14 protein-coding genes are annotated in these 26795 nt (G+C 43.3%); 9 read left to right on the forward strand and 5 right to left on the reverse strand.

From position 1 onward, the window contains the following. The first annotated feature begins 2 nt into the window (after positions 1-2). From ACGHVY_RS06815 to ACGHVY_RS06850, 8 genes are all read left to right on the forward strand, one after another. On the forward strand, positions 3-1970 hold the full coding sequence (locus ACGHVY_RS06815) for a RagB/SusD family nutrient uptake outer membrane protein (RefSeq protein ID WP_390597994.1): 1968 nt from the start codon (positions 3-5) through the stop codon (positions 1968-1970). A gap of 281 nt (positions 1971-2251) precedes the next feature. Next, positions 2252-3991, forward strand: coding sequence for a thrombospondin type 3 repeat-containing protein (locus tag ACGHVY_RS06820; RefSeq protein WP_308743797.1), 1740 nt, complete (start codon positions 2252-2254; stop codon positions 3989-3991). A 10-nt stretch (positions 3992-4001) separates the two neighbouring features. Beyond that, on the forward strand, positions 4002-4670 hold the full coding sequence (locus tag ACGHVY_RS06825; protein ID WP_308743796.1) for a DUF3826 domain-containing protein: 669 nt from the start codon (positions 4002-4004) through the stop codon (positions 4668-4670). A gap of 179 nt (positions 4671-4849) precedes the next feature. After that, positions 4850-5779 carry a glycoside hydrolase family 43 protein gene (locus ACGHVY_RS06830; RefSeq protein WP_308743795.1) on the forward strand — a complete coding sequence of 310 codons (930 nt, stop codon included), beginning with the start codon at positions 4850-4852 and terminating at the stop codon, positions 5777-5779. A gap of 20 nt (positions 5780-5799) precedes the next feature. Next, a complete protein-coding gene (locus ACGHVY_RS06835) occupies positions 5800-9120 on the forward strand; it encodes an MGH1-like glycoside hydrolase domain-containing protein (RefSeq protein WP_390597996.1) in 3321 nt (1106 codons plus the stop codon). Between the two features lie 120 nt (positions 9121-9240). Next, entirely contained in the window at positions 9241-12090 is a 2850-nt protein-coding gene (locus ACGHVY_RS06840) for a glycoside hydrolase family 78 protein (protein ID WP_390597998.1), read from the forward strand. An 85-nt stretch (positions 12091-12175) separates the two neighbouring features. Beyond that, the gene (locus tag ACGHVY_RS06845; protein WP_308743792.1) at positions 12176-13513 is read left to right on the forward strand and encodes a glycoside hydrolase family 28 protein; all 1338 of its coding nucleotides are present in this window, start codon (positions 12176-12178) and stop codon (positions 13511-13513) included. A gap of 23 nt (positions 13514-13536) precedes the next feature. Continuing rightward, positions 13537-15504, forward strand: a complete 1968-nt coding sequence (locus ACGHVY_RS06850; protein WP_390598000.1) for a DUF3826 domain-containing protein — start codon at positions 13537-13539, stop codon at positions 15502-15504. Between the two features lie 306 nt (positions 15505-15810). Here the strand turns inward: ACGHVY_RS06850 and ACGHVY_RS06855 are convergent, their stop codons facing one another. The 5 genes from ACGHVY_RS06855 to ACGHVY_RS06875 all read right to left on the reverse strand — a co-directional run bounded on the left by ACGHVY_RS06855 (position 15811) and on the right by ACGHVY_RS06875 (position 25293). Then, complete coding sequence (locus ACGHVY_RS06855; RefSeq protein ID WP_308743849.1) at positions 15811-15957, reverse strand: hypothetical protein; 147 nt, start codon at positions 15955-15957, stop codon at positions 15811-15813. Between the two features lie 180 nt (positions 15958-16137). Continuing rightward, positions 16138-20004, reverse strand: coding sequence for a family 78 glycoside hydrolase catalytic domain (locus ACGHVY_RS06860; protein WP_390598001.1), 3867 nt, complete (start codon positions 20002-20004; stop codon positions 16138-16140). 5 nt (positions 20005-20009) lie between these two features. Continuing rightward, positions 20010-21467, reverse strand: a complete 1458-nt coding sequence (locus tag ACGHVY_RS06865; RefSeq protein WP_390598003.1) for a glycoside hydrolase family 140 protein — start codon at positions 21465-21467, stop codon at positions 20010-20012. 138 nt (positions 21468-21605) lie between these two features. Then, positions 21606-22811, reverse strand: coding sequence for a glycoside hydrolase family 105 protein (locus ACGHVY_RS06870; RefSeq protein WP_390598005.1), 1206 nt, complete (start codon positions 22809-22811; stop codon positions 21606-21608). Between the two features lie 13 nt (positions 22812-22824). Further along, positions 22825-25293 carry a glycosyl hydrolase family 95 catalytic domain-containing protein gene (locus tag ACGHVY_RS06875; protein WP_390598007.1) on the reverse strand — a complete coding sequence of 823 codons (2469 nt, stop codon included), beginning with the start codon at positions 25291-25293 and terminating at the stop codon, positions 22825-22827. Positions 25294-25588: 295 nt separating this feature from the next. Between ACGHVY_RS06875 and ACGHVY_RS06880 the strand changes: the two genes are divergently transcribed. After that, entirely contained in the window at positions 25589-26317 is a 729-nt protein-coding gene (locus ACGHVY_RS06880; RefSeq protein WP_390598008.1) for a nitroreductase family protein, read from the forward strand. Positions 26318-26795: the final 478 nt, after the last annotated feature.

Genomic DNA, 26795 nt, shown 5'->3' on the forward strand with positions numbered 1-26795 from the left:
ATATGAAAAGATTTATATATACAGCGGCACTTGCTTTGGGATTTTTGGCTACAAGTTGTAGCGATCAGTTCCTGGAAGATAAAAAGCAATATGGTGTGTTTAATGATGATACTTTTGAAAATGAAGCCCAAACCGGTTGGTTTATAGACAGGTTATATTACGATTTTTATAGCGGATATAAAGGACCCGGACAGAATATTGTGGGTTTATGGGAAGATCGTACGGCATTGACAGAAGAAAAGGGAGGGATTTCTAATATGATTGATCCTTCTAAAGAATTTGATGAGTCGGATGATTGTTCCAATTACTATGGTACCGCTCCGGCAACAAATATCCAAAATAATCCTTATACACGTATTCGTAATTGCAATTTTATCATTAATAATATTGATGAAATAGGAGTGAATATTTCTGATTCATTTAAGAAAACGGCAAAAGGGCAAATGTATTTCTTGAGAGGAATGCAATATTTTGACTTGATGCGTATGTATGGTGGTGTACCTATTGTTTTAGAGGTAGAAAATGCAGAGGTGGAAAATCCTTCTATTAAACATCCTCGAGCTTCGGTTTCAGAGTTAGTGAAGCAAATACTTTTAGACTTTGATAATGCGGCAAATATGTTACCGGACAAATGGGGAGATGCAGATCGGGGACGCTTTACCCGGGCAGCTGCATTGGCTATGAAAAGTAGGGTGTTGTTGACGTATGCTAGTCCTTTATTTAATAAGGATTGGGATAATACGGCAAACCAACGTTGGGCAGATGCATTGAGTGCTAGTTTGACTGCTGAAACAGAGCTAACCTCAGCAGGTTACGGACTTTATGGAAATACTGCAAAAGAATGGAATGATATGTTTGTCATGGATCATGGCAAGAATTTCTGTCAGGAAGTAATTATGGTTCGATTGCTTTCTTCCGGAACAACCAATACCTCCGAGAATAATGGATGGGAGAATGGCATACGTCTTTCCAGTCAAAGTGGGGGTGGTGGATTGACGGCACCTAAAGAAATGATAGATCTTTTTCCGATGAAGGATGGCAGTCGTCCTACAGTAGCTAACGGATATGATGATTTTAAATTCTTTTTAGATAGGGATCCGCGCTTTTATCGTACATTTGCTTTCTCCGGCTGCAAATGGGGATACAAAGGAGTAGCAGATGATGTGGTGTGGGCTTATCGTTGGGAATATCAGACACAGGAAGGTACGAACTATAATTATAGTGATAATAATAATGTAGCTAGTCCTGCCTTCGTACGTAAAATGTCAGATGTATCTGTAGATAATACATTTAAATATTCAGGAACTGATATCCTGGAATATCGTTATGCAGAACTGATCCTAAATATAGCTGAATGTTATGCAGCTACAGGCAATACAACCAAATGTTTGGAATATCTTGAAAAGATTCGTAATCGTGTAGGTATTTTATCAGATAATCATTACGGACTTGGAACATTTGCAGATAAATATGCAGCTTTAGAGGCTTGCTTGTATGAACGACGGGTTGAATTAGCTTATGAAGGAAAGCGTTTCTTTGACATGCAACGCTGGATGCTTTACAATGATGATGCAGCAAACAATAATATGACTTGTGCTAAACTTGGATTGGCACCTTTGAATGGCACGCACCGTACGGGAAATTATTTACAATACAAAGGAACTTTACCTACGGATGTTGATCCCTTAACCGCAGAACGTGCAGGTATTTCTATAGATCCGGATGCTGAAACTTTTGAAGACGATTTAAATGATTTGGCAATGTTCTATGAGAATAATTTTGTTCTGGCAGACCCCGATACTCCTATGGATAATGATGGACATGGTGTAGGAGTTGATCTTTTATGGAGACAACGCTATTATATATGGGGATTGAATCGTACTGCTCTTGCTGCAAATACATGGCTTACCCAGACTAAGTTGTGGAAGGATACAAATAGTATTGACGGAACATTTGATTATCAGGAATAAATTAAAGTTAGGTTTATTTCTTTTTTAAGAATTTATCAATCTCTTGTATTGAACCTCAAATCATTACTTATAAAAAGAATGGTTTGAGGTTCATTCTTTTTGATAATATCTCAATGTATATGAGAATGCTATGTTTAGTACGGAACAACAGTAAAAAACTGCCGACTTGTTTTTTTGTACTTTATCATCCATGTTTTTTCATTATTACTGATTACAATTCTTTTCCTTCTTCGTCTTATTATTGTATTTTTGAATTAACAACTTCACAAAACCAAATAAAAATGAAGAAGAAGCATGTACTTTTAGCAGCTTTCGCTGCAACAATGTTGACTCCGACTGTTGCATGGGCGCAATACCCACAGATAACTGGCGAAGCCAAAGAAAACTATACGAAAATGATGACCGAAGAGCGGAAACGTTCTGACGAAGCATGGGCAAAAGCGTTGCCGATAGTACAAAAAGAAGCTAGAGAAGGACGCCCTTATATTCCTTGGGCTGGTCGCCCGTACGATTTGCCACAGGCTGATATCCCTTCATTCCCTGGTGCTGAAGGTGGTGGTATGTACAGTTTCGGTGGCCGTGGCGGCAAAGTGATAACTGTAACAAATTTGAATGACCGTGGACCGGGCTCTTTCCGTGAAGCATGTGAAACTGGTGGTGCGCGTATTATCGTGTTCAATGTTGCCGGCATCATCCGTTTGGAATCTCCGATTATCGTCCGTGCTCCTTACGTAACTATTGCAGGACAAACAGCTCCGGGAGACGGTGTTTGTATTGCCGGAGAATCATTCTGGGTAGATACACATGATGTAGTCGTTCGTCATATGCGTTTCCGTCGTGGAGAAACGAAAGTATGGCATCGTGATGACTCTTTCGGTGGTAACCCTGTTGGTAATATAATGATCGACCACTGCTCCTGTACTTGGGGACTGGATGAGAACATATCTTTCTATCGCCATATGTATGATCCGAGTGAAGGACAGTATGAGAGCAAAGACTTGAAGCTTCCTACTGTAAATGTAACTATTCAGAATACTATTTCTGCGAAAGCATTGGATACATACAACCACGCATTCGGTAGTACCCTGGGAGGTGAGAACTGTGCATTTGCCCGCAATCTTTGGGCTAGCAATTCCGGACGTAATCCTTCTATCGGTTGGAACGGGATATTCAATTTTGTCAACAATGTAGTATTCAATTGGGTTCACCGTTCTTCTGACGGTGGCGATTATACTGCGATGTTCAATATGATTAATAACTACTACAAACCGGGACCTGCCACTCCTAAAGACTCTAATGTAGGACATCGTATCTTGAAACCGGAAGCGGGACGTAGCAAGCTGGATCATAAACAATATGGACGGGTATATGCTGACGGAAATATCATGGATGGCTATCCTGAAATTACGAAAGATAACTGGAATGGTGGAATCCAGATTGAAGATCAACCGAATACAGACGGATATACCGAGTATATGCGAAGCTATCGCCCGTTTGAAATGCCTTATATCAATATAATGAGTGCCAGCGACGCTTATGATTATGTGCTGAAGCACGTAGGCGCTAATATCCCTTGCCGTGATATTGTTGACGAACGTGTGATTGAAGAAGTCAGAACAGGTATTCCTTATTATGAAAAGAAACTTCCTAAAGACGCCTATGGTGATTTGACAGGTTTGTCTCCTAAGTCAATGGGCGAAGACGGACAGTTCAAATATCGTCGTTTACCGAAAGATTCTTATAAGCAGGGCATTATTACCGATATCCGCCAAATGGGTGGTTATCCTGAATACAAAGGTACTCCTTATGTAGATACGGATAAAGATGGTATGCCGGACGAATGGGAAATCGCTAACGGATTGAATCCGAATGACCCAAGTGACGCCAACAAGGACTGTACAGGCGACGGATACACTAATATTGAAAAATATATCAACGGTATCAGCACAAAGCACAAAGTAGACTGGCGTGATTTGAAGAACAACTACGATACTTTGGCTGAAAAAGGAAAATTAATGTAATCGGTAATCAATGAAAAAGATATTAATAATTTCTCTACTGTTACTTTGTGGCTGGATGTCTGCTGGAGCAGTTGACTTGAACAAAGAAAACCGTGACCCCAAGTATGTGGAGTCTATCGTCAGTCGCTCACAAAAGATTGTCGATAAGCTTGGAATTACAGATGCAAAAGTGGCTGAAGATGTCCGTAATATCATTGCCAACCGTTATTTTGAGTTGAATGATATCTATGAAATACGCGATGCAAAAGTCAAAAAAGTAAAAGAATCGGGATTGGCCGGTGACGCTAAGGCTGAAGCATTGAAAGCTGCTGAAAATGAAAAAGATGCAGCGTTATACCGCTCTCATTTCGCGTTTCCTGCAAATTTGTCTCTTTTCCTTGACGAAAAACAGATAGAAGCTGTGAAAGACGGTATGACCTATGGAGTGGTGAAAGTGACTTACGATTCGCATCTTGACATGATTCCTACTTTGAAAGAAGAAGAAAAGGCACAAATTTATGCTTGGCTGGTAGAAGCCCGTGAATTTGCCTTGGATGCTGAAAATTCAAATAAGAAACACGCAGCTTTCGGAAAGTATAAAGGGCGTATCAATAATTATCTGGCTAAACGCGGATACGACTTGAAGAAAGAACGTGAAGAATGGTACAAACGTGTGAAAGCACGTGGAGGATCTTTATAAGGTTCTCTTCCATAATTTAAATGGTTAGTTTGTTTGATGACGGAAAGGGTGGCTCGGAGAGTCGCCCTTTTGTCTTATATAAATTTAGAATCTGACGAAACTTCGAATCTGTTTGAGTACAAATTAGAACTTTTATCGTCTTTTCCATATAAAGGATACAATTATAGATTATAATAGAAATGAAAAAGTTAAGAAATACATTAGCTGCAATAGGTATTTTGTTCTTGGCTTCTTGTGGGGGAAGCAAAGACTATTATATGTTCACTTCATTCCATGAACCGGCTGACGAGGGTTTAAGATATTTATATAGTGAGGACGGAATGCAATGGGACAGTATTCCGGGAGTTTGGCTGAAGCCGGAACTGGGACAGCATCGACTGATGCGCGACCCTTCCATGGTGCGCACTCCCGACGGGACTTTCCATTTGGTCTGGACTACGAGTTGGAAAGGTGATTTGGGATTCGGTTATGCAAATTCCAAAGATCTGGTTCATTGGTCGGAACAACAGATGATTCCTGTCATGGCAGATGAACCGACTACCGTTAATGTATGGGCTCCGGAAATTTTCTATGATGATGATAGTGGGCAGTTTATGGTGGTGTGGGCTTCTTGCATTCCCGGTCGTTTTGAGAAAGGGATAGAAGAAGAAAACAATAACCACCGTTTGTATTATATCACAACAAAGGATTTTAAGACAGTTTCAAAAGCGAAAGTCTTATATGATCCGGGCTTTAGCACGATTGACGCTGTTCTTGTGAAACGGGCAAAGAATGATTATGTGATGGTACTCAAAGATAATACACGTCCGGAGCGCAATCTGAAAATAGCTTTTGCAGATTCCCTGACAGGGCCTTATTCGCCCGCATCACAACCCTTCACCGAATCCTTTGTAGAAGGGCCGACCGTAGAAAAGATAGGAGAGGACTATCTCATTTATTTTGATGTTTATAAGAAGAAAATATACGGAGCTATGCGTACGAAGGACTTTCGGAATTTTACCGATATCACAAATGAAGTAAGCATACCTGCCGGACATAAACACGGAACAATTTTCAAAGCTTCTGAATCGGTGGTTAAGACACTGTTGGAAGAGAGTAAGAAGAAATAAATTAAAATCTGAAATAGATCATGAACAACTCTACAAAGATTCTCTTTGCACTGGCTGCCGGATGGCTGACAGCTACGGTTTCGGCACAAGACAGAATCCATTACACAGGGAAAGAAATCTCAAATCCGACTTATCATGACGGGCAACTGTCGCCGGTAGTAGGAGTACATAATATTCAATTGGTACGGGCAAACCGGGAACACCCCGATGTCTCTAACGGCAATGGCTGGACTTACAACCATCAACCGATGCTGGCTTATTGGAACGGTCAATTCTATTACCAATACCTGGCTGATCCTTCGGACGAACACGTCCCGCCTTCCCAAACATTCCTGATGACATCAAAAGACGGTTATCAATGGACAAATCCCGAAATTGTATTTCCACCGTATAAGGTACCGGATGGATATACCAAAGAATCCCGTCCGGGTATGCAGGCTAAAGACCTGATTGCCATCATGCACCAGCGCGTGGGCTTTTATGTCTCTAAATCCGGTCGTTTGATAACGATGGGTAATTACGGAGTTGCTCTGGATAAGAAAGACGACCCGAATGATGGAAATGGCATTGGTCGCGTAGTACGCGAAATAAGGAAAGACGGTTCGTTCGGACCTATCTATTTCATTTATTATAATCACGGATTTAACGAAAAGAATACCGACTATCCGTATTTCAAAAAAAGCAAAGACCGTGAATTTGTAAAGGCTTGCCAGGAGATTCTCGATAATCCGTTGTATATGATGCAATGGGTGGAAGAGGCCGATCGTGAAGACCCTATCATTCCATTGAAAAAAGGATATAAAGCATTCAACTGCTACACACTCCCTGACGGAAGAATCGCCAGCCTTTGGAAACACGCACTGACTTCCATCAGCGAAGATGGCGGACATACTTGGGCGGAACCTGTGCTTCGTGCAAAAGGTTTTGTTAATAGTAATGCAAAAATATGGGGGCAACGTTTGAGCGACGGTACATATGCTACAGTATATAATCCCTCGGAATTCCGTTGGCCGCTTGCTATCTCATTGAGCAAAGACGGACTGGAATATACAACACTGAACCTGATACACGGTGAAATCACACCAATGCGTTACGGTGGAAATTATAAATCATACGGTCCCCAATATCCTCGTGGCATACAAGAAGGAAACGGAGTGCCTGCGGACGGTGACTTATGGGTTTCTTATAGTGTGAATAAGGAAGATATGTGGATCTCCCGTATTCCCGTACCGGTGGAACTCAATGCCTCCGCACATGCCGATGATGACTTCTCAAAATCGAAAGCGATTGCGGAACTTACCAATTGGAATATTTATTCTCCAGTCTGGGCTCCGGTTTCTTTGGATGGACAATGGCTGAAACTGCAAGATAAAGATCCGTTTGATTATGCGAAAGTGGAACGTAAAATTCCTGCTTCTAAAGAACTGAAAGTCTCATTCGATTTACAAGCCGGACAGAATGATAAAGGTACACTCCAGATAGAATTTCTGGATGAGAACGGAGTTGCCTGTTCCCGTATGGAGCTAACCAATGATGGCATTTTCCGTATGAAAGGCGGTTCCCGGTTTGCGAATATGATGAAGTATGAAGCCGGGAAAACCTATCACGTAGAAGCAGTCCTGTCAACGGCAGACCGTAATATCCAGGTATATGTGGATGGTAAAAGGGTAGGGCTGCGTATGTTCTATGCACCGGTGGCTAGTGTCGAAAGAATTGCTTTCCGTACAGGCGTGCCACGTACATTCCCGACAGTGGATACTCCTGCCGACCAGACTTATGATTTGCCGGGTGCAGGTGAACAAGAACCTTTGGCTGAATATCGCATAGCCAATGTGAAAACATCTTCTATAGACAAGGACGCGTCTTCCGCTTTTCTGAAATATGCGGATTTCAGCCATTACGTAGATTATTTCAATGGAATGGAAGATGAGAATATTGTCCAGGCAATTCCTAACGCCAAGGCTTCTGAATGGATGGAAGAGAATATTCCTTTGTTTGAATGTCCGCAACGTAATTTTGAGGAAATGTATTATTACCGCTGGTGGTCATTGCGCAAACATATCAAGAAAACTCCCGTGGGATATGGTATGACGGAATTTCTGGTACAACGTTCCTATTCGGATAAATATAACCTGATTGCCTGTGCTATCGGACATCATATTTATGAAAGTCGTTGGTTGCGTGATTCCCAATATTTGGATCAGATTATCCATACTTGGTATCGCGGTAATGATGGCGGTCCGATGAAGAAAATGGATAAGTTCAGTTCATGGAATGCGGATGCAGTGCTGGCACGCTATATGGTAGATGGTGATAAAGACTTCATGTTGGATATGAAGAAAGATTTGGAAACCGAATATCAACGTTGGGAACGTACAAACCGTCTGAAAAACGGATTGTATTGGCAAGGTGACGTACAAGATGGTATGGAAGAGTCCATCAGCGGCGGCCGTAGGAAGAAGTATGCCCGTCCTACTATCAACAGTTATATGTATGGCAATGCGAAAGCACTTTCATTGATGGGAATCCTTTCCGGTGATGAAGGAATGGCGATGAGATATGGCATGAAAGCTGATACTCTGAGAACTTTGGTCGATACCGAATTGTGGAATACACGCCATCAGTTCTTTGAAACAATGCGTACGGATTCTTCTGCTAATGTCCGTGAAGCTATCGGTTATATTCCGTGGTACTTCAATTTGCCGGATACAGCGAAGATGTATGAGGTTGCATGGAAAGAGATTATGGACGAAAAAGGCTTTTCATCTCCTTACGGACTGACTACTGCCGAACGCCGCCATCCGGAATTCCGTACGCGTGGAGTGGGGAAGTGTGAATGGGACGGAGCTATCTGGCCGTTCGCCTCTGCACAGACATTGACGGCAATGGCTAACTTTATGAATAATTACCCGCAAACGGTATTGTCCGACAGCGTATATTTCCGCCAAATGGAATTGTATGTGGAATCACAATATCATCGTGGACGTCCGTATATCGGCGAATATTTGGATGAAGTGACAGGTTATTGGTTGAAAGGGGATCAGGAACGCAGCCGCTATTATAATCATTCTACTTTCAATGACTTGATGATTACAGGATTGATCGGATTACGTCCGCGTTTGGATAATACGATAGAGGTGAATCCGTTGATTCCGGCAGATAAATGGGATTGGTTCTGTTTGGATAATGTATTGTATCATGGGCACAATCTGACCATTCTTTGGGATAAGAATGGCGACCGCTATCATTGTGGAAAAGGATTACGCATTTTTGTCGATGGCAAAGAAGTAGGACATGCGGATACATTGACAAAAGTCGTTTGCGAGAATGCTTTAAAGTAGACACAAATCATATATTTCTGACAGAAGAACAGAAGAACAAAAGTTTTTAAAACTGTTTATTAATCCCTTAACATCCGTTCTTTTGTCCTTCTGTCTGATAAAAAATAAGGAAAACGAATAATGGCTTTAAAAAAATATCTTCTTCTTTTTCTTTGTCTACCCTGTATGGTACAGGCAAAGAATATAACAATCACCCGTCTTACCTGTGAAATGCAGGAAGGGTTGGTCGTGGTTGAAGGTGCACCCCGTTTGGGATGGGTGATGGAGTCACCGGAAAATGGGACACGACAATCTGCCTATGAGATTGATATTCGGGAAGCTTTCACGGGACGTCAAATATGGAATAGCGGCAAAGTCAATTCTTCACAGAGCCAGTTGGTTTCAACGGAAGGAGCGAATATAGGTTCTGACAATCCGTTCAATTATGTTTGGCGTGTCCGTGTTTGGGATGAAACGGATACTCCTTCCGAATGGAGTCGTGAAGCGAAGTTCCGTTCTGTCTCCTCAAGACTTTCCAACGGAAAATGGATTGGAGCTATCACCCGTCAGAATGCACATTTGCCGGAAGGGCGTAAATTTCACGGCAGCGAACTGAAGAAGCCGGAAGTGAAAGCCGCTTGGGAAGCGGTGGATACTTTGGCGAAGAAAAGCATTTATTTGCGAAGAACGTTTTTGCTGGATGACACAGAGAAAACGAAGATTCATAAGTCGCGGGATGAGTTCTGGAATAAGTCCGGTAATAAGTCCGGCAAGAAAATAGCCGAAGCGACTGCATATGTTTGCGGCTTGGGATTCTATGAATTCTATCTGAATGGAAAGAAAGTCGGTAATAGTGAGTTTGCTCCGCTTTGGAGTGATTACGATAAAAGTGTTTATTATAACACATATGATGTAACGGAACAATTGCGGTATGGTGAGAATGCTGTTGGAATCTTATTGGGGAATGGATTCTACAATGTTCAGGGGGGACGTTATCGTAAGTTGCAGATAAGTTTCGGCCCCCCCACACTTTTATTTGAACTGGTCATCAATTATGAGGATGGAACACGTACAATCGTCCGTTCTGATAATGAATGGAAATATGATTTGAGTCCGGTAACGTTCAACTGCATTTACGGTGGCGAAGATTATGATGCCCGCCGCGAACAGAAAGGATGGAATCAGACAGGATTTGATGATAGTCATTGGCGTCCGGTGGTAATGCAGGAAGCCCCTAAAGGAGTGCTTCGTCCACAGATGGCGCCACCCGTGAAAATAATGGAACGGTATGATACCCAAAAGGTGAGCAAACTGGATACCGAACAAGTGGCGGCTGCTTCCAAATCGACCAAACGGACGGTGGACCCTTCCGCTCTCGTACTGGATATGGGACAGAATCTGGCTGGTTTCCCCGAAATAACAGTACGTGGGAAGCGTGGACAAAAAATAACTTTACTGGTAGCCGAAGCATTGACAGATGAAGGCGCTTGTAACCAGCGCCAGACGGGACGTCAGCATTATTATGAATATACATTGAAAGGTGATGGCGATGAAACCTGGCATCCTCGTTTTTCCTATTACGGTTTCAGATATATCCAAGTGGAAGGTGCTGTATTGAAAGGGCAGAAGAACCCTCATAAATTGCCTGTACTAAAGAATATCCAATCCTGTTTTGTCTATAATTCGGCAAAGAAGGTATCTACGTTCGAATCATCCAACCCTATCTTTAATGCTGCCCATCGTTTGATAGAGAAAGCTGTCCGCAGCAATATGCAATCTGTATTTACCGACTGCCCGCACCGCGAAAAACTGGGATGGCTGGAACAGGTACATCTGAACGGGCCGGGACTACTCTACAATTATGATCTGACAGCCTACGCTCCGCAGATTATGCAGAATATGGCGGACGCGCAACACTCCAATGGAGCGATGCCGACGACAGCTCCGGAATACGTGGTTTTTGAAGGTCCGGGAATGGATGCTTTTGCGGAATCTCCCGAGTGGGGCGGTTCTTTGGTCATTTTCCCGTTTATGTATTATGAAACGTATGGGGATGATTCGTTGATAAAGAAGTATTATCCGAATATGCGTCGTTATGTTGACTATCTGAAGACACGGGCGGATAACGGTATCCTTTCTTTCGGACTGGGAGACTGGTATGATTATGGGGATTTCCGTGCTGGATTTTCACGGAATACACCTGTGCCACTGGTAGCGACTGCGCATTATTACATGACTGTCATGTATTTGATAGAAGCTGCAAAGATGGTGGGCAATGATTTTGATATTCGTTATTATAGCTCTTTGGCAGATGATATCAGGATTGCATTTGACAAGCGTTTCCTAAACAATGATACGGCACAGTATGGTACAGGAAGCCAGTGCAGCAACGCACTTCCTTTATTCCTGCATATGACGCAGGATAAGAAAGTGTTTATGAATCTGCTAAAAGATATAGAAGCACACGGCAATCGGCTGACTACCGGAGATGTGGGTAATCGTTACCTGATTCAGGCATTAGCCCGTAACGGCCGGCATGAGTTGATATATAAAATGTTCAACCACGAAGAAGCGCCCGGTTATGGTTTCCAACTGAAGTTTGGAGCAACAACCCTGACTGAGCAATGGAATCCGCGTCAAGGCTCTTCCTGGAATCACTTTATGATGGGGCAGATTGACGAATGGTTCTTCAATTCCTTAGCCGGCATCCGTCCTAATGCCGCATCTGGATTCGGAAATCAGCAAAACGATTCAAGGCAAGGCTATCAGAAATTTGTCATTGCTCCGAAACCTGTGGGGGATTTGAAGTTTGTCAACTCATCGTATGAGACTTTATATGGCACTATTGTTGTGGATTGGATTCGTAAGGACGGAACTTTCACTTTGAACATATCTGTTCCGGTGAATACCACCGCAGTTGTTTATCTTCCGGGAGAGAAGGAACCGAAAGAGGTACAAAGTGGTACATATAAATTTGTATGTGCAGAATAAAAGAATCTTTTGCATATATTTGTCGAATGAAAAACAATGTATTCTTTAGAAGGTAACGGAGAAATTATACTTAATAATATAAACTATGAATTTACGAATAACCCTTATTTCCTTTCTTTGCTTCTGTGCAGCAACAGTCCTTCGTGCCGAACGGGTAGATATGTTGAAAGCCGGTGCAAAAGCAAATGGCAAGACCCTTAATACAAAGTTGATCAATACCACAATCGACCGCCTCAGCCGTGGCGGCGGTGGCACGCTTTTCTTTCCTGCGGGAACTTACCTGACGGGAAGTATCCACATGAAAAGTAATATAACACTGGAACTGGAAGCCGGAGCCACTTTGCTCTTTTCCGACAACTTTGATGACTATCTTCCCTTTGTGGAAGTCCGCCACGAAGGAGTGATGATGAAGAGTTTCCAGCCTTTGATTTCTGCGGTAGATGCCGAAAATATAACTATCAAAGGAGAAGGGACATTGGACGGGCAAGGCAAGAAATGGTGGACGGAGTTTTTCCGGGTCATGATTGACTTGAAAGATAACGGTATGCGTGATATAAACAAATACCAACCCATGTGGGATGCCCAAAACGATACGACTGCCATTTATGCCGAAACGAATAAAGATTATGTGAATACTTTGCAGCGTCGTTTTTTCCGCCCTCCGTTTATACAGCCGGTTCGCTGTAAGAGAGTGAAGATTGAAGGAGTGAAAATCGTCAATTCCCCTTTCTGGACGGTAAATCCTGAATTTTGTGAGAACGTGACTATAAAAGGTATTACCATCAATAATGTTCCTTCTCCCAACACGGACGGCATTAATCCGGAATCATGCCGGAATGTACATATCAGCGACTGCCATATTTCCGTCGGTGATGATTGCATTACAATCAAATCGGGAAGGGATGCACAAGCCCGCCGTTTGGGTGTACCTTGCGAGAATATCACCATAACGAACTGTACAATGCTTTCCGGACACGGTGGCGTTGTGATAGGTAGCGAAATGAGTGGAAGTGTACGCAAAGTTACTATCTCCAACTGTGTGTTTGACGGAACAGACCGTGGGATACGTATCAAGTCTACCCGTGGAAGAGGTGGAGTCGTTGAAGACGTCCGCGTCAGCAATATTGTGATGAGCAATATCAAGCGGGAAGCTATCGTGCTGAATCTGAAATACAGTAAGATGCCGGCAGAGCCCAAAAGTGAACGTACCCCTATATTCCGCAACGTACATATCAACGGAATGACTGTAACAGATGTGAAGACACCTGTCAAAATCGTAGGTTTGGAAGAAGCTCCTATCTCTGATATTGTATTGCGTGACATTCATATCCAAGGCGGAAAGCAGAAATGTATCTTTGAGAATTGCGAACGCATCACGATGGATGATGTAATCGTCAATGGTGAAGAAATCAAACTAGATTAAGACAGAATCAAATCAATTAGAAAATGAAACGAATCCTTTTTACGATGCTTCTTGCCGCGTCCCTTTCGGCAGAAGCGCAAACACAAACATATGAGACGGAATTTGCCCGTCCCCTGAATGAAGTGCTGACGGATATTCAGAATCGTTTTGGAGTCCGTTTGAAGTATGATATTGATACGGTAGGCAAAGTTTTGCCTTATGCTGATTTCCGTATCCGCCCTTATTCGGTGGAAGAATCGCTGACAAATGTATTGGCTCCTTTTGATTATAAGTTTGTCAAGCAGAAAGGGAATATGTATAAGTTAAAAGTTTATGAGTATCCACGTCGTACGGATGCGGACGGAGAAAAGATGCTGGCTTATCTCAATACGCTATATGCGGACAAACAAGCCTTCGAACTTCGTACTGATTCTCTAAAAAAGGAAGTCCGCCAACGTTTGGGAATTGATGCTTTACTGTCCCAATGTGTGAAGTCAAAGCCTATTCTTTCAAAGATACGTAAGTTTGACGGTTACACCGTACAGAATTTTGCGCTTGAAACGTTGCCCGGATTATATGTCTGCGGTTCTATCTATGCACCTCAATCAAGAGGAAAACATGCGCTGATTATTTGTCCGAACGGACACTTTGGTGGCGGCCGTTATCGTGAAGACCAACAGCAACGTATGGGGACACTAGCCCGTATGGGAGCCATTTGCGTAGATTATGATTTGTTCGGATGGGGCGAGTCTATTCTGCAAGTGGGGAGTGCGGCACATCGCAGCAGTGCCGCACATACTATTCAGGCTATGAATGGTTTGCTGATTCTTGAATTTATGCTTGCTTCCCGCAAGGATATTGATACCAGCCGTATAGGAGCGAATGGCGGTTCGGGCGGCGGCACACATACTGTTTTGTTAAGCGTGTTGGATGACCGCTTTACAGCATCCGCACCGGTTGTAAGTCTGGCTTCTCATTTCGATGGCGGATGCCCTTGTGAAAGTGGGATGCCTATCCAACTTTCGGCAGGTGGAACTTGCAATGCGGAGTTGGCGGCGGCTTTTGCTCCCCGTCCGCAATTGGTTGTTTCGGACGGTGGCGACTGGACGGCAAGCGTCCCTGCATTGGAATTTCCTTATTTGCAACGGATATACGGCTTCTACAATGCAACGGATAAAGTAACGAATGTGCATCTTCCGAAAGAAAAGCATGATTTTGGGCCTAATAAGCGAAATGCAGTTTATGATTTCTTCGCAGATGTATTTGACTTGGATAAGAAGATGCTGGATGAGAGCAAGGTTACGATTGAGCGGGAATCTGCGATGTACAGTTTCGGAGAAAAAGGCGAGTTACTTCCTGAAAGTGCCATCCGTTCATTTGATAAAGTAGCTGCTTACTTTGACAAGAAAGCGTTTGCCAAACTAAACTCGGATACTTCTCTTGAGAAAAAGGCGATGGATTGGGTGGCTTCATTAAATCTGGAAGATGAAAAGAAAGCCGGGTTTGCCGTGACAACTATTTATAATCATCTGCGTCAAGTACGCGACTGGCATAATGACCATCCTTATACAACGATTCCTGCCGGTATCAATCCGTTGACAGGTAAGCCATTAAGCAAGCTCGACCGTGAAATGATTGCCGATTCCGCCATGCCGAAAGAAGTGCATGAAAGACTGATGAAAGGTTTGCGCAGAGTGCTGACAGAAGAACAGATAGAGCAGATACTTGATAAATATACGGTTGGCAAGGTAGCATTTACTTTGAAAGGGTATCAGGCTATTGTCCCCAATATGACCGAAGAAGAAACAGCGTTTGTCCTGGAACAATTAAAGCTGGCGCGTGAACAGGCTATTGACTATAAGAATATGAAGCAGATTTCTGCTATCTTTGAAATCTATAAAACCAAATGCGAACAGTATTTCAATGAACATGGCCGCAACTGGCGTCAGATGTTCAAAGATTATGTGAATAAGCGAAATGCAGAAAAGAAGGCTCAGGGAAAGAAGAAATAAAAGCGAGGGTAAGCTCTTTGCCACCATATATATCAGAGTCTAATCCGGGATTATTAAGAAGGATATAATAGAGCTATGCTTTGCGACTGACAAAGCATAGCTTTATCATATCTAAAGCATAGCTTTAGCCCTCAAAAAACGCTGCTATAATTTATTTCTTCACGATTACTAAACATCTTTTTCGCAGAAAATGTGTTATCGTTGTCAACGACTAACAGAATAGCACATTATAATATGCTGAAGTTTCATCATGCGGCTGCTATTGTGGAGACAGGAGTAGAGTTGCCCGACAAGCTTTGTCAAATTTCATTTAGACTCGGGCTGTTGTGGTGGTTGGATTTTCTCTGTTTTACTTTGAACGTTTTTCTTTTTGCCATATTTCTTCATTTTGAGCCACGCTGCTTTTTTAGCTTCGTATTGCTCCCGCTGTTTTTCTAAATAATTATCTGCCATCGTTTCTATCTATTTATTGGCAAATGTAAAACATAAAATGGATAAATGCAAAGAATCGACTGCTCAATTGGGTAAAAATGGCCGCTCAATTAGTAAGAAACGACCGTATTAATATAGTAAATCGACCGCTTCTTTTAACCAAAAGGAGCGGTCGATTTGCTATGAATGATTGTTCGATATTTAAAACTTAGCCGGATCTATTTCTGCATATTTGATTCGTTGGCGGCGCCAGGTATAAACAGCATGTAATTTCCCATCCTTACCCTGAATAATGCTGGGATAAGAATATTGGCTGATCGGACTATCTTCCAATGTGAGAACAGGCTTCCAGTTGATTCCATCTTCCGATACAGCTATGCAGAGCGGAGTACGAGGCCCTTTCGGAGTTCCAGGTAGCGTAGAGAAGTTGTTATAGATAAGCACATGTCTGCCATCTTTCATCGTCACAGCATCCGTGCCGGAATTATTATTCGGAACATCAAGCAATGTAACTTTGCCCCATGTATCTCCGTTATCGTTACTCCAGGCAGTCGCAATCTGTGCGTTACGTGTACGGCAAAGTACTTGCAGTCTTCCGTCCTTATGTTTCAGGATGCTGGGTTGTATGGCATAAATAGGTTTTTCGCCTTCTCCCTTGATAGCTTCTCCACCTTCCTGGTCATCTGTATTTATCCCCCCTTTTTTACGGTTTTGAGTAGGTACGGATAATTCTGCATCCAACGGGCCTACCATCTTCCAGGTCTTACCCTTATCATCGGAAATCTCAAAGTGAACACGCCAGCCATTACTGCCTTCCGTACTGGAAGGGCAGATAATACGTCCGTTGATATATTCCGGCTTATTCTTGATAGGGCCTAGAAAATCTTTCGGCAGAGGTTCACGTTTGCTCCATGTCTTTCCACCGTCACGTGAACGAACCAACCATCCTGTCCAGTCGCTTACTTTCAGACCTATTTTGTAGAACAGAATCAAATCACCACCGGGAACTTGAAAAAGTACCGGATTCCAGCAGGCTTTCCGACGGGCAATCAATTTTCCTTTTGCATCCTTTACTGGTGTACAGGTAGAATCAATTCCCGCCAAGACAGCCTGTGAATCTTTGAGTGAAAATACCCCGTCAGCAGCAAGTTGTGGGGCAGTCCACTCTTTAGCGCCTTTCGGTTTGCGGCATACCCAGATACAACAGTCGGGATTACGTTCTTTTGTCCCGCCAAAAAAAGAGGCTACAAGGTCACCGTTCTTCATCTCTACAATGGTAGCTCCATGACATTCGGGGAAAGAAGTTTTTTCGTATAGAAATTCATCACTTAGGATAGCTGTATTCTTAGTAGGTATATCTACACTGAAATGATACTTTCCCGAACCTATCTTCTCTTTTCGTCCATCCGGTAGATGTACTTCGCCCGTTGTATTGGCGGGAAGTTCAATGTCCCATTCGAGATGTGTGGGTGTTTTGCTCCATCGGCTGGTTATCTTTCCGTAGATGCTCATATAGGATGCGTCTACATTGCTTAACTCTTGTACTTCAAAAGCCGGCTGAAAGACAATATGTTTATAACCGGATTTCCAACGGTCGGCACGGATACCTGCCAGATTATTGAAGCACCAGGGCAATAAGTCGCCTAAGAGCATCACATGGTTTCCACTGTTCATTTCGGGATTTGCCGTATCACCGTTCCATAACTCCCAAATGGTAGTAGCACTCTTCTCAACCATATATCCCCAAGAAGGATATGTCTTGTTGGTGGCAAGCAAGTAAGCCACATCGGCATGACCGCGACGGCTTAATTCACGTAACAGCCATTGTACACCGATTACTCCGGTACTGATATGTCCTTTGTTGGTTGTAATAATGGAAGTTACGGCATTTTTAGCTACTTCTTTGATATAGTTTTTAGGAACCAGACCGAAAGCAAGCGGCAGGATATTGGCAGTAACTGTATTATTGCCATAGTAGATGCTGTCCGGGTATAGTGTATGCCCCGGCACAAGGGAAGTTCCTTCTTTTATATGCAGGAAGCGGGTATTGAACGCGTCTTTCATGCGATGTTCCAAGTCTTCCCATTCCTCCGCATCATTCTTCAATCCTTGCAGGCTTGCAAAACGATGCATCAGTTGCAACACTTTCAGATAATAAGCTGTGGCGATTAGTGAACCGTCCGTTTTGCGGGAAGGGTCTTTGCTGTGGATGAGTTCCAATGATTCGGGCGGAACACACCAGTCACCATATTTGTCTTTGGTGATAATGTAATCCTCTGTCATGTAGTATTCACGAATATGGGACACCCATTTCTTGATAGCCGGATAGTTCTCTTCTATCGGGCGTTTGTCTCCGAAATTGGTGAAAAGCATATCGCAAGCCATAGGCAGGGCAGTAGGCCAGGTCACATTATCCGAGTAATAGTTCCAATAAGCCGGAGCTACGTCAGGGATACAACCATCCTCACGTTGTGCTTCGCAGATGTCACGTGCCCATTTGGTGTACATGGCATGATTATCGAACAGCATACTTTCTCCCCAGCATCCCATGGTGCGATCACCTAGCCAGGGTTGGCGTTCATTGCGTTGGGGGCAATCTACCGGCATGCCTTTATAATTGCTCCGGATACTCCAAAACGCATTACGGACAATCTTGTTCAAAGTCTCGTCGGAACAACTGAAGGAACCTGTATGTTCCATTTCATCTTCCACTACTTCGGCTACAAAATCCTCAGCTTTCGCGCCCGGATAACCGTCAACTTCTACATAACGGAAACCATGATAAATAAAACGGGGTGCCCAAGTGGCATCTTTTGCTTCGTGTCCGCTTATAATATATATATCTGTAGAACGTGCATCACGCAAATTCTTGGTAAAGAGTTCCCCATTAGCTTGCAAAGTTTCCGCGAAGCGGAGACGAATACTGTCACCCGCCTGTCCCTTAATGCGGAAACGTACCCAACCTGCCATATTCTGGCCAAAGTCCAAAATGTATTTGTCACCAAACTTTTTGATAGAAGCGGGTTTCAACGTATCCATGACTTTCATTCCCGGCATCATTTGGGCGCGCAATGTTCCCGAAGGAATACTTATGCGCTGGGCAGGCATCCAATTCTTGTCATCGTATCCGTTTTGTGTCCAGTTTCCCAGTTCCTTGCGGGCATCATATTCTTCACCGTCATATTCGTTGTTGCTGCGAATGGGGCCTTCGGTAGTCAATTTCCACGAAGTATTTGTGGAAACCGTTTCTTTGCTGCCGTCCGTATATTCCACAATCAGGTTCAGCCGGAGTTTGGGATAACCGAATGTCGGTATCTTGTACGGTTTATAATTCTGCCGCATGGTATAGAAGCGTCCATTGCCCAGGGTAACGCCTATTGCGTTCTTTTTCTGAAGTTGTGAAGTGACATCGTAGGTATTGTATAAGATCATTTTCCGGTAGTCGGTGGGAGCGGGCGCCAATACCTGTTCACCAATACGCTGTCCGTTGATAAACAATTCGTAAAGTCCCATTCCGGCAATGTGTATCGTTGCGCGTTTCACTTCCTTGTTCAAAGCAAATTCTTTGCGAAGGTAACGGGCTGCCAGGCGGCTCCATTGGGTTTCACTATCACCGGGAGCGGCACGATCCAAACCAATCCACTGACCTTGCCAGTCTGCTTCGTTGAGCAATCCCATAGTCCAAAAAGCCGGAGTGCTCCAGTCTGCTTCACCTTTGTTGGTATATACTTTCACTTTCCAGTAGTAGGGGGCATTGCGTTTTAATGATTTTCCCCGGTAAGTAATCCATTGGGATGCATCCGTTTCTACTTTTCCCGAATCCCAACAATTGCCTTTTCCCTGTGCCAATAGCTCGGGGGAAGATGCGACAAGAATGTGATACGCTGTTTGTACCACATTCTGTTCATCCGATTCGATGCGCCAACCTAGTCGGGGCTGGCGCGTGTCAATACCTAATGGATTCTTCAACTGCTCTGTCCGCAGGTCGGCTACGCCAATGGCTGCATATAGCGAACCCGCAAAGAACAGGAGAGAAAATATAGATAATATAAATATTCTTTTATTCATGAGCGTTAATTATATAAAGAGAGTGGAAGCTCTGTCCAATCTTTGTTCAGATAGTCTTTATTGCTGTCTACAACAATCAGTACATGATCGTTTCCGCTGCAATAACCGCTATCGTGCTGGAATTTATGGATGCCGTTATCAAATTCACCGATATATTCCAGTTTGCCGTCTTTGGTTGTGTACCACCAGGCATTCTTTTTAGCACCGCTGATTTTGCTGAAATCAACTTCCATCGGACGTCCGGTATAATTGTATACCATCAGATAATCATTACCGCGTGTAGCGATGGCACGGTCGTAACGCTCTCCGTTCTGACCTGCGATAATGGACTGATCCGGTACGCGTTCGAAGAACGGGAAAGTCAGCATCAGGTTTTTCAGATATTTCATTTGGTTAAAGCCCGGGTCGTTCAAAGCATCATACCAGGGTTTCTTGGCTCCATAGGCACCGCCTACACCCGGCTTGATAAACTGCATGATAGAGTTATGACCGTATGTATGTCCGAAAGAACCTGCAAATACAGACCAATAAGCATAGCGGCGTACATCATAATCTTTCCATAACAGTTCATTTTCGTCATGCAGACCATGAGGGATTTCTTCATAGATAGGCTCTCCGTCGATAACTGGTTTCATCGGTTTCATGGCCATACTGCGTTCTACGAAACGCCAGTTATCTTCTTCCGTATTCTCTTCGATAGGATAGTCACCGTCACCGAAACGTTGTCCGTAACGACGGTGCCCGCTTTGGAACATATTGAAATCCAGCCACGGAGCGTTGTTGAACCAGGTTGCCGAGGTCGTTCTGCCGCGCGGGTGGAAAGTCATCAGGTGATTTTTGTCGATTGCCTTGATAGTGGTTGCCAATGCTTCCCATTCGGCTGTTTTCACATCACCGCGAATATCCCCGCCGATAAACCAGATAATGTTCGGTTCGTCTTTATAACGTTCTGCCAGGAACTTGCCATAGGCTTTCGCTTGCTCTACAGTCATTTCGCCACGGTTCACGGGGCTTCCCCATATACAGACCATACCGATATATTGTCCCTTTCTGGCTGCTGTACGAATGATGTAATCCATATGATCCCAGTAACCATATACGCCTTTCTGGTTGATATTCTTGAAGTTGTATCCGTCTATCATGGAATATTGTCCGTAGATATTCATGGATGGCACATTATTTAAAGTCTGAACCTGAATCACGTTGTATCCGCGACGTTTGCATTGTTCCAGATAATATTCGGCTTCGTCACGGTTCAATCGTTCGGGAAGCAGCCACCCTGTTTCTCCGAGCCAGAAAAAAGGAGTGCCGTTTTCGTGTTTCAGATAGCGTCCTTCTTCGGAAACGACGAGCTTGCCATTGTCCCAGGGGATATACGTCTTTTGTGTTTTCTTTTGTGCTGCGGCCGAAGTAGCCAGTGTCAATAGCAGCAACAAAAGAGGAAGAATCTTGAATTTTCTCATTGTTTTTTATCGTTTTTAGTTTATTATACTAATCTTTTCAGATTCCGGATTTCAGGCACGGATTACACGGATTTCACGGTTTCTAGAAATTTGGTTGCATATAGCAACAGCGTAATCCGTGTAATCCATGCCTGAATATTATTTTTGCTCTATCATTTTCTCATACTCGATAGCAGCCAGAATGAATGAGCCTACCGACTTCGGATCGTTCTCGATAATCGGTTCACTGATATAATATTCGAATGAGCCGTCACGGTATCTTTTAGAGTCTCCACCCAATCCGGCAACCGCGCAACAGTTGGTGATTGTGTAGCTGCCGTCTTCTTCAAGACAGGTGAATGTATTGACCATACCATTGAAGGCTTTTTGTGTGGGTTCAATATATTCTTTCCCGATGTATCCTTTATTGATAGCTTTGGCAAGTGTATAGACGAATAGTGCTGTTGCCGAAGATTCCAGATAATTGCCTTCGCGTGCTCCCTGATCGGTCACTTGATACCAGGTGCCCGATTGAGGATCTTGATATTTCACCAGTGTCTTGGTTAGTCCCTGAAGAATCTGCATCACACTGTCGCGTCCGGAAGTTTCCTCTGGAAGATAATCGAGCACATCAACAATGGCGGCTCCGTACCATCCGATACTGCGGCTCCAGAAGTTAGGAGAGCAGCCCGTTTCGGGATTTGCCCATTTCTGTTCACGGCTCTCGTCCCAACCGTGATAATAAAGTCCGGTTGCGGAATCATAAGTCTTGCGGTTTATGAGAAGAATCTGCTTCACGGCTTCGTCAAATAAGCCCGGTTCATCAAAAGTAGCGCCGTATTGAACCAAGTATGGGGAAGCCATAAAAATTCCGTCCAGCCACATTTGGTGCGGGTATCTCAGTTTGTGCCAGAATCCGCCTTCGCTTGTGCGGGGTTGTTCCGCCATTTGTTTGCGTAAGGTATCCATGGCAATCTTGTAACGTTCGTCTCCAGTCTGTGCGTAAAGGTCGAAAAGAATCTTGCCACCGTTGACATTATCAATGTTGAATGAAAGATATTTCATGGTTTTGATACGCCCGTCGGCATCAATCAGGCTGTCAGCATAGATTTTGGCATAATCATAGTAGGCGCTGTCGCCCGTATGTTTCCATTCTTCGAGCATGGATTTTACCACAAGACCGTGGGTGTATCCCCAGCGTGGTTTCTTGGCTTTCTCAATCATCCAGGGTTCGGGAAAACGTTTCATTTCGGAGCGTGCCATGCGTTCACTCCACTTTTCTGTCTCTGCTTTCTGAGGTGCCGTGCATGCGATAAAACAAGCAGCTCCGCAAGCGACAATCAGTTTTAATAAGTTTCTGTTCATATCGGTTGAGTTATTATTTACCGGTCAATATATATTCTTGTCCTGCTTTGGTGGGCAGGTCATATAAGTAGGTGTCTGCAACCACCACTTTATTCAGGTTGGCTTTTTCGTTGATTAATGGTTCGGGAATGGCAGGAACAGCGTAGAGAGGATTTGTGTTTTCTCCTTTGGCACGTTTCAGTCCTTTGCCTGTCAACGGGTGGAGCGAGCGCAGGCGACAGTTGCCGCCTTTGTGGGATCTTATGACCAAACGGCTTACTTTCCCGTTTTTCCAACTCAAGTCGAGCTCAAAACCACCACGGGCAATAATTCCTTTGATAGAACCCTCTTTCCAAAGAGTAGGAAGCGCAGGAAGCAGATAAATAAAACCATCGTAGCTTTGCATCAGCATTTCTGCGATTCCTGCGGCACAACCGAAGTTTCCGTCAATTTGGAAAGGCGGGTGCGCATCGAACAGGTTAGGGTAGGTGCCGCCTTTTTTCTTTTCGTTGCGTACAAGGGTTAGCTGGTCTGTAATCAGTTTGTAGGCATGGTTGCCGTCAAGCAGACGTGCCCAAAGACACACTTTCCATCCCATGCTCCAGCCGGTCGAAGGATCTCCGCGATGAATGAGCGAAGTGCGTGCGGCATCGAATAATTCGGGAGTGCGATAAGGGGAAATCTGATTGCTGGGGAATAGCCCGTAAAGATGGGATACATGACGGTGTACATCATTCGGATCGTCCCAATCGAACATCCATTCTTGTAACTGTCCCCAATGTCCCACTTGCATGGGGGCCATTTCCTTGAGACGTTGCGACAGGTGAGTGGCAAATTCTTTATCAGTATCCAGTATTTCGGATGCCGAAACAATAGCCGTCCAAAGATCGAAAATCAATTGATTGTCCATTGTGCATCCGGCGGCTGTCGTTGCTTTGCCATTACTGCCGGAATGTACATTCTCCGGTGAGTTACTGGGGCAGACTACCAGCCAACCGTGTACAGGCTCTTTTACCATGATTTCATCAAAGAAACGTCCCGATTCTTTAAGTATGGGATAAACAGAACGCAGGAAATCGACATCTCCTGTGTATAGATAGCGTTCCCAAAGATGGCGGCAAAGCCATGCTCCGCCACTCGGCCACATACCTGATGGCGCTTTGTCGATTGCACCTGTGACACGCCATATATCTGTGTTGTGGTGTAGTACCCAGCCGTTGGCTCCATACATGATTTTAGCTGTTTCCTTTCCTGTTTCGCTCACTTCCTTTATCAGTCGGAAAAGAGGTTCGTTCAGTTCGCTCAGGTTTGTAACTTCCGAAGGCCAGTAATTCATCTCCAAGTTGATATTGCAGGTATATTTGCTATCCCATGAAGGGAATAGTTTGTCGTTCCAGATACCTTGCAGGTTAGCCGGTTGTCCGCCCGGTTGGGAAGAACAAATCAGCAAGTAACGTCCGAACTGGAAATAAGTGGCAACCAAATGCGCATCATTCGTTTCTTTGAAATTCTCTACCCGTTTGTCGGTCGTCACATCTTTGTAGTGGTCATCACCTAAATCTAAAGTTACTCTGGTCAAGTATTTGCGGTAGAAATCAATATGGTTTTTCTTGGCTTCCGCGAATGGGTGTGCCATTGATTTAGACAAGTAAGCCTTGGCACGTTCCATTTGATTTGCGGTGATGTCGAGATAATTGTTGAAGTTGGTGGCAATAGATACATAGATAGTAGCTTCGTCAGCCCCTTCGACGGAAAGAATACCATCGGCACATGCTATTTTACCGCCTTTATTTTGTGCGGTCAGCCTTCCTTGAAACTCAACTTTCCCTTTGAGTCCTTCATGCCAGGAAGACACTCCGGAAAGTGTCACGCAATTCTCCTCTTCGGAAGCAATCATTACATCTTGGTGGGGCGAAGTAAGTTGTGTGTTGAAAGTAATTTGTCCGGGACGGTTGGCCGTCAGCCTGACCATTACCACCTGGTCGGTAAATGAAGTGATAGTTTCACGCTGATACTGCACTCCGTCCACTTCATAGCGGACGATGGCACGCGCCGAGTCCAAACTTAATTCCCGGTAATAATTGGAATAACGGGTATGTCCGGGAAAAGCGATTCGCAGGTCACCGAAACTTTGATATGGCATACCCGAATTGGTCTTTGCCATTACTTTTTCTGTAGCAAGGGTCTGCGCTTCCAGATATTTTCCGGCAAACACCAGTTCGCGCACTTTCGGGATATACTCCAGTGCGTTCGGATTGGCGTTATTGTTGGGACGCCCTGCCCAAATGGTTTCTTCGTTTAGTTGTATTTGTTCTGTGCCTGGTGTTCCATATACCATAGCTCCCAGGCGACCGTTCCCCAAGGGTAAAGCTTCAGTCCATACCTGTGCGGGACGGTCGTACCATAATTTGTATTCCTGCGTGGCTACTTTCTTTTCCTGTGCATGAATACAACTTACAGAGACCATTACAAACAGATATCCGATTAATCTCTTTTTATTCATTTCTGTCCAATTGCTTTTATATTTTTATAAAAGGACGATTAAAAGGGATTTTTGTACCCAATTAGCGGGTAAAAGAAAGCGTAATAATAAAAAGCCTCTTTTGGCTGCATTTTTACAATGGTTTTTGTTTTGAGGATAAGTATTTCTTGTAAATTGAAATATGTAAAATGAGATAATGTTAAAATATCATTGGTTAATGATACAATTTGCTTCTTATTATGTTCTAATATATATTAGGCTCATACGCATTTGTTGTAGCACATGCGAAGTATTATTCAATTAATTCAGGCAATATATGAATTTAGATGAAGTTTTAAATTACCGTCGTTCCGTGCGGGTGTATGATAAAGAAAAGCAAATAGATACAGAAAGAGTGAAACATTGTTTGGAATTGGCAACACTGGCTCCCAATAGTTCGGATATGCAACTATGGGAGTTTTACCATATAACACAACCGGAATTGATGTTAAAGGTTTCAAGAGCCTGTCTCGATCAGAAAGCAACTTCAACAGCTTCACAAATCGTTGTATTTGTTACACGTCGTGATTTGTACCGTGAACGGGCTAAATTTGTTTTGGATTTTGAGGTAGGGAATATCCAACGGAATAGCCCGCCGGAAAGACAGGAGAAGCGTATAAAAGACAGGAAATTATACTACGGGATATTAATGCCGTTTGTCTATGCCCGCTTCTTGGGGCTTTTAGGGTTTTTCAGAGTACTATTGGCTAATATTATCAGTATTTTCCGTCCCATGATGCTCGAAGTTTCAGAAAGTGATGTACGTGTAGTAGTACATAAATCCTGTGCGCTTGCTGCCCAAACATTTATGATTGCTATGGCAAATGAAGGTTATGATACTTGCCCCCTGGAAGGTTTAGACAGTCGGCGGCTCAAAAGATTATTGAAGTTACCTCATGGAGCTGAAATAAATATGGTAATCTCGTGTGGAATACGAAACGGGAATAAAGGTATTTGGGGCGAACGGTGCAGAGTTCCGTTTGAAGAGGTTTATCATAACATTTAATTTAGATGACCAACTGAATAGACAATGTTCTAATACTATGATACCCTTTGCCTATTATCATTTTACTACTCTGTTTACACGTTTTTTTATGAATCCGGCGGATAAGAGGCTGGGCTATACAGTATCCGGACGAAATATGTAGTTTTCTAAATATATACAAGATTATATAAATTAAAATATATTATTATTTTGTCTTATTTATACTCTTGTATGGTGATTTAATGACTCTATTTAATAGTAAAAAATAATATTATTTGTATACTGAATGGATAAAAATGTGTTTTCGTGTCTATATTTGCTAATATTATGGTAACAAACGGTATTATTACCATTTTGATAGAAATTACCCTTTGTTTTTGTTAGAAACCACCTCATAAGTAGGTGTTGAAAAGTTTATACTTGTATCGGATTTTAATACGTCAAAATGCCAGTAGGCGTGTTTTACTGAAAGTGTAAAATATTAATTAAATAAATCTGA

The sequence above is a fragment of the Bacteroides sp. f07 genome, assembly GCF_042854785.1.
Taxonomy (GTDB): domain Bacteria; phylum Bacteroidota; class Bacteroidia; order Bacteroidales; family Bacteroidaceae; genus Bacteroides.

Bases quoted from the DNA above. Each gene is read 5' to 3' on its own strand.
- ACGHVY_RS06815 (WP_390597994.1), top strand. From the start codon at position 3: ATGAAAAGATTTATATATACAGCGGCACTTGCTTTGGGATTTTTGGCT.
- ACGHVY_RS06820 (WP_308743797.1), top strand. From the start codon at position 2,252: ATGAAGAAGAAGCATGTACTTTTAGCAGCTTTCGCTGCAACAATGTTG.
- ACGHVY_RS06825 (WP_308743796.1), top strand. From the start codon at position 4,002: ATGAAAAAGATATTAATAATTTCTCTACTGTTACTTTGTGGCTGGATG.
- ACGHVY_RS06830 (WP_308743795.1), top strand. From the start codon at position 4,850: ATGAAAAAGTTAAGAAATACATTAGCTGCAATAGGTATTTTGTTCTTG.
- ACGHVY_RS06835 (WP_390597996.1), top strand. From the start codon at position 5,800: ATGAACAACTCTACAAAGATTCTCTTTGCACTGGCTGCCGGATGGCTG.
- ACGHVY_RS06840 (WP_390597998.1), top strand. From the start codon at position 9,241: ATGGCTTTAAAAAAATATCTTCTTCTTTTTCTTTGTCTACCCTGTATG.
- ACGHVY_RS06845 (WP_308743792.1), top strand. From the start codon at position 12,176: ATGAATTTACGAATAACCCTTATTTCCTTTCTTTGCTTCTGTGCAGCA.
- ACGHVY_RS06850 (WP_390598000.1), top strand. From the start codon at position 13,537: ATGAAACGAATCCTTTTTACGATGCTTCTTGCCGCGTCCCTTTCGGCA.
- ACGHVY_RS06855 (WP_308743849.1), bottom strand. From the start codon at position 15,957: ATGGCAGATAATTATTTAGAAAAACAGCGGGAGCAATACGAAGCTAAA.
- ACGHVY_RS06860 (WP_390598001.1), bottom strand. From the start codon at position 20,004: ATGAATAAAAGAATATTTATATTATCTATATTTTCTCTCCTGTTCTTT.
- ACGHVY_RS06865 (WP_390598003.1), bottom strand. From the start codon at position 21,467: ATGAGAAAATTCAAGATTCTTCCTCTTTTGTTGCTGCTATTGACACTG.
- ACGHVY_RS06870 (WP_390598005.1), bottom strand. From the start codon at position 22,811: ATGAACAGAAACTTATTAAAACTGATTGTCGCTTGCGGAGCTGCTTGT.
- ACGHVY_RS06875 (WP_390598007.1), bottom strand. From the start codon at position 25,293: ATGAATAAAAAGAGATTAATCGGATATCTGTTTGTAATGGTCTCTGTA.
- ACGHVY_RS06880 (WP_390598008.1), top strand. From the start codon at position 25,589: ATGAATTTAGATGAAGTTTTAAATTACCGTCGTTCCGTGCGGGTGTAT.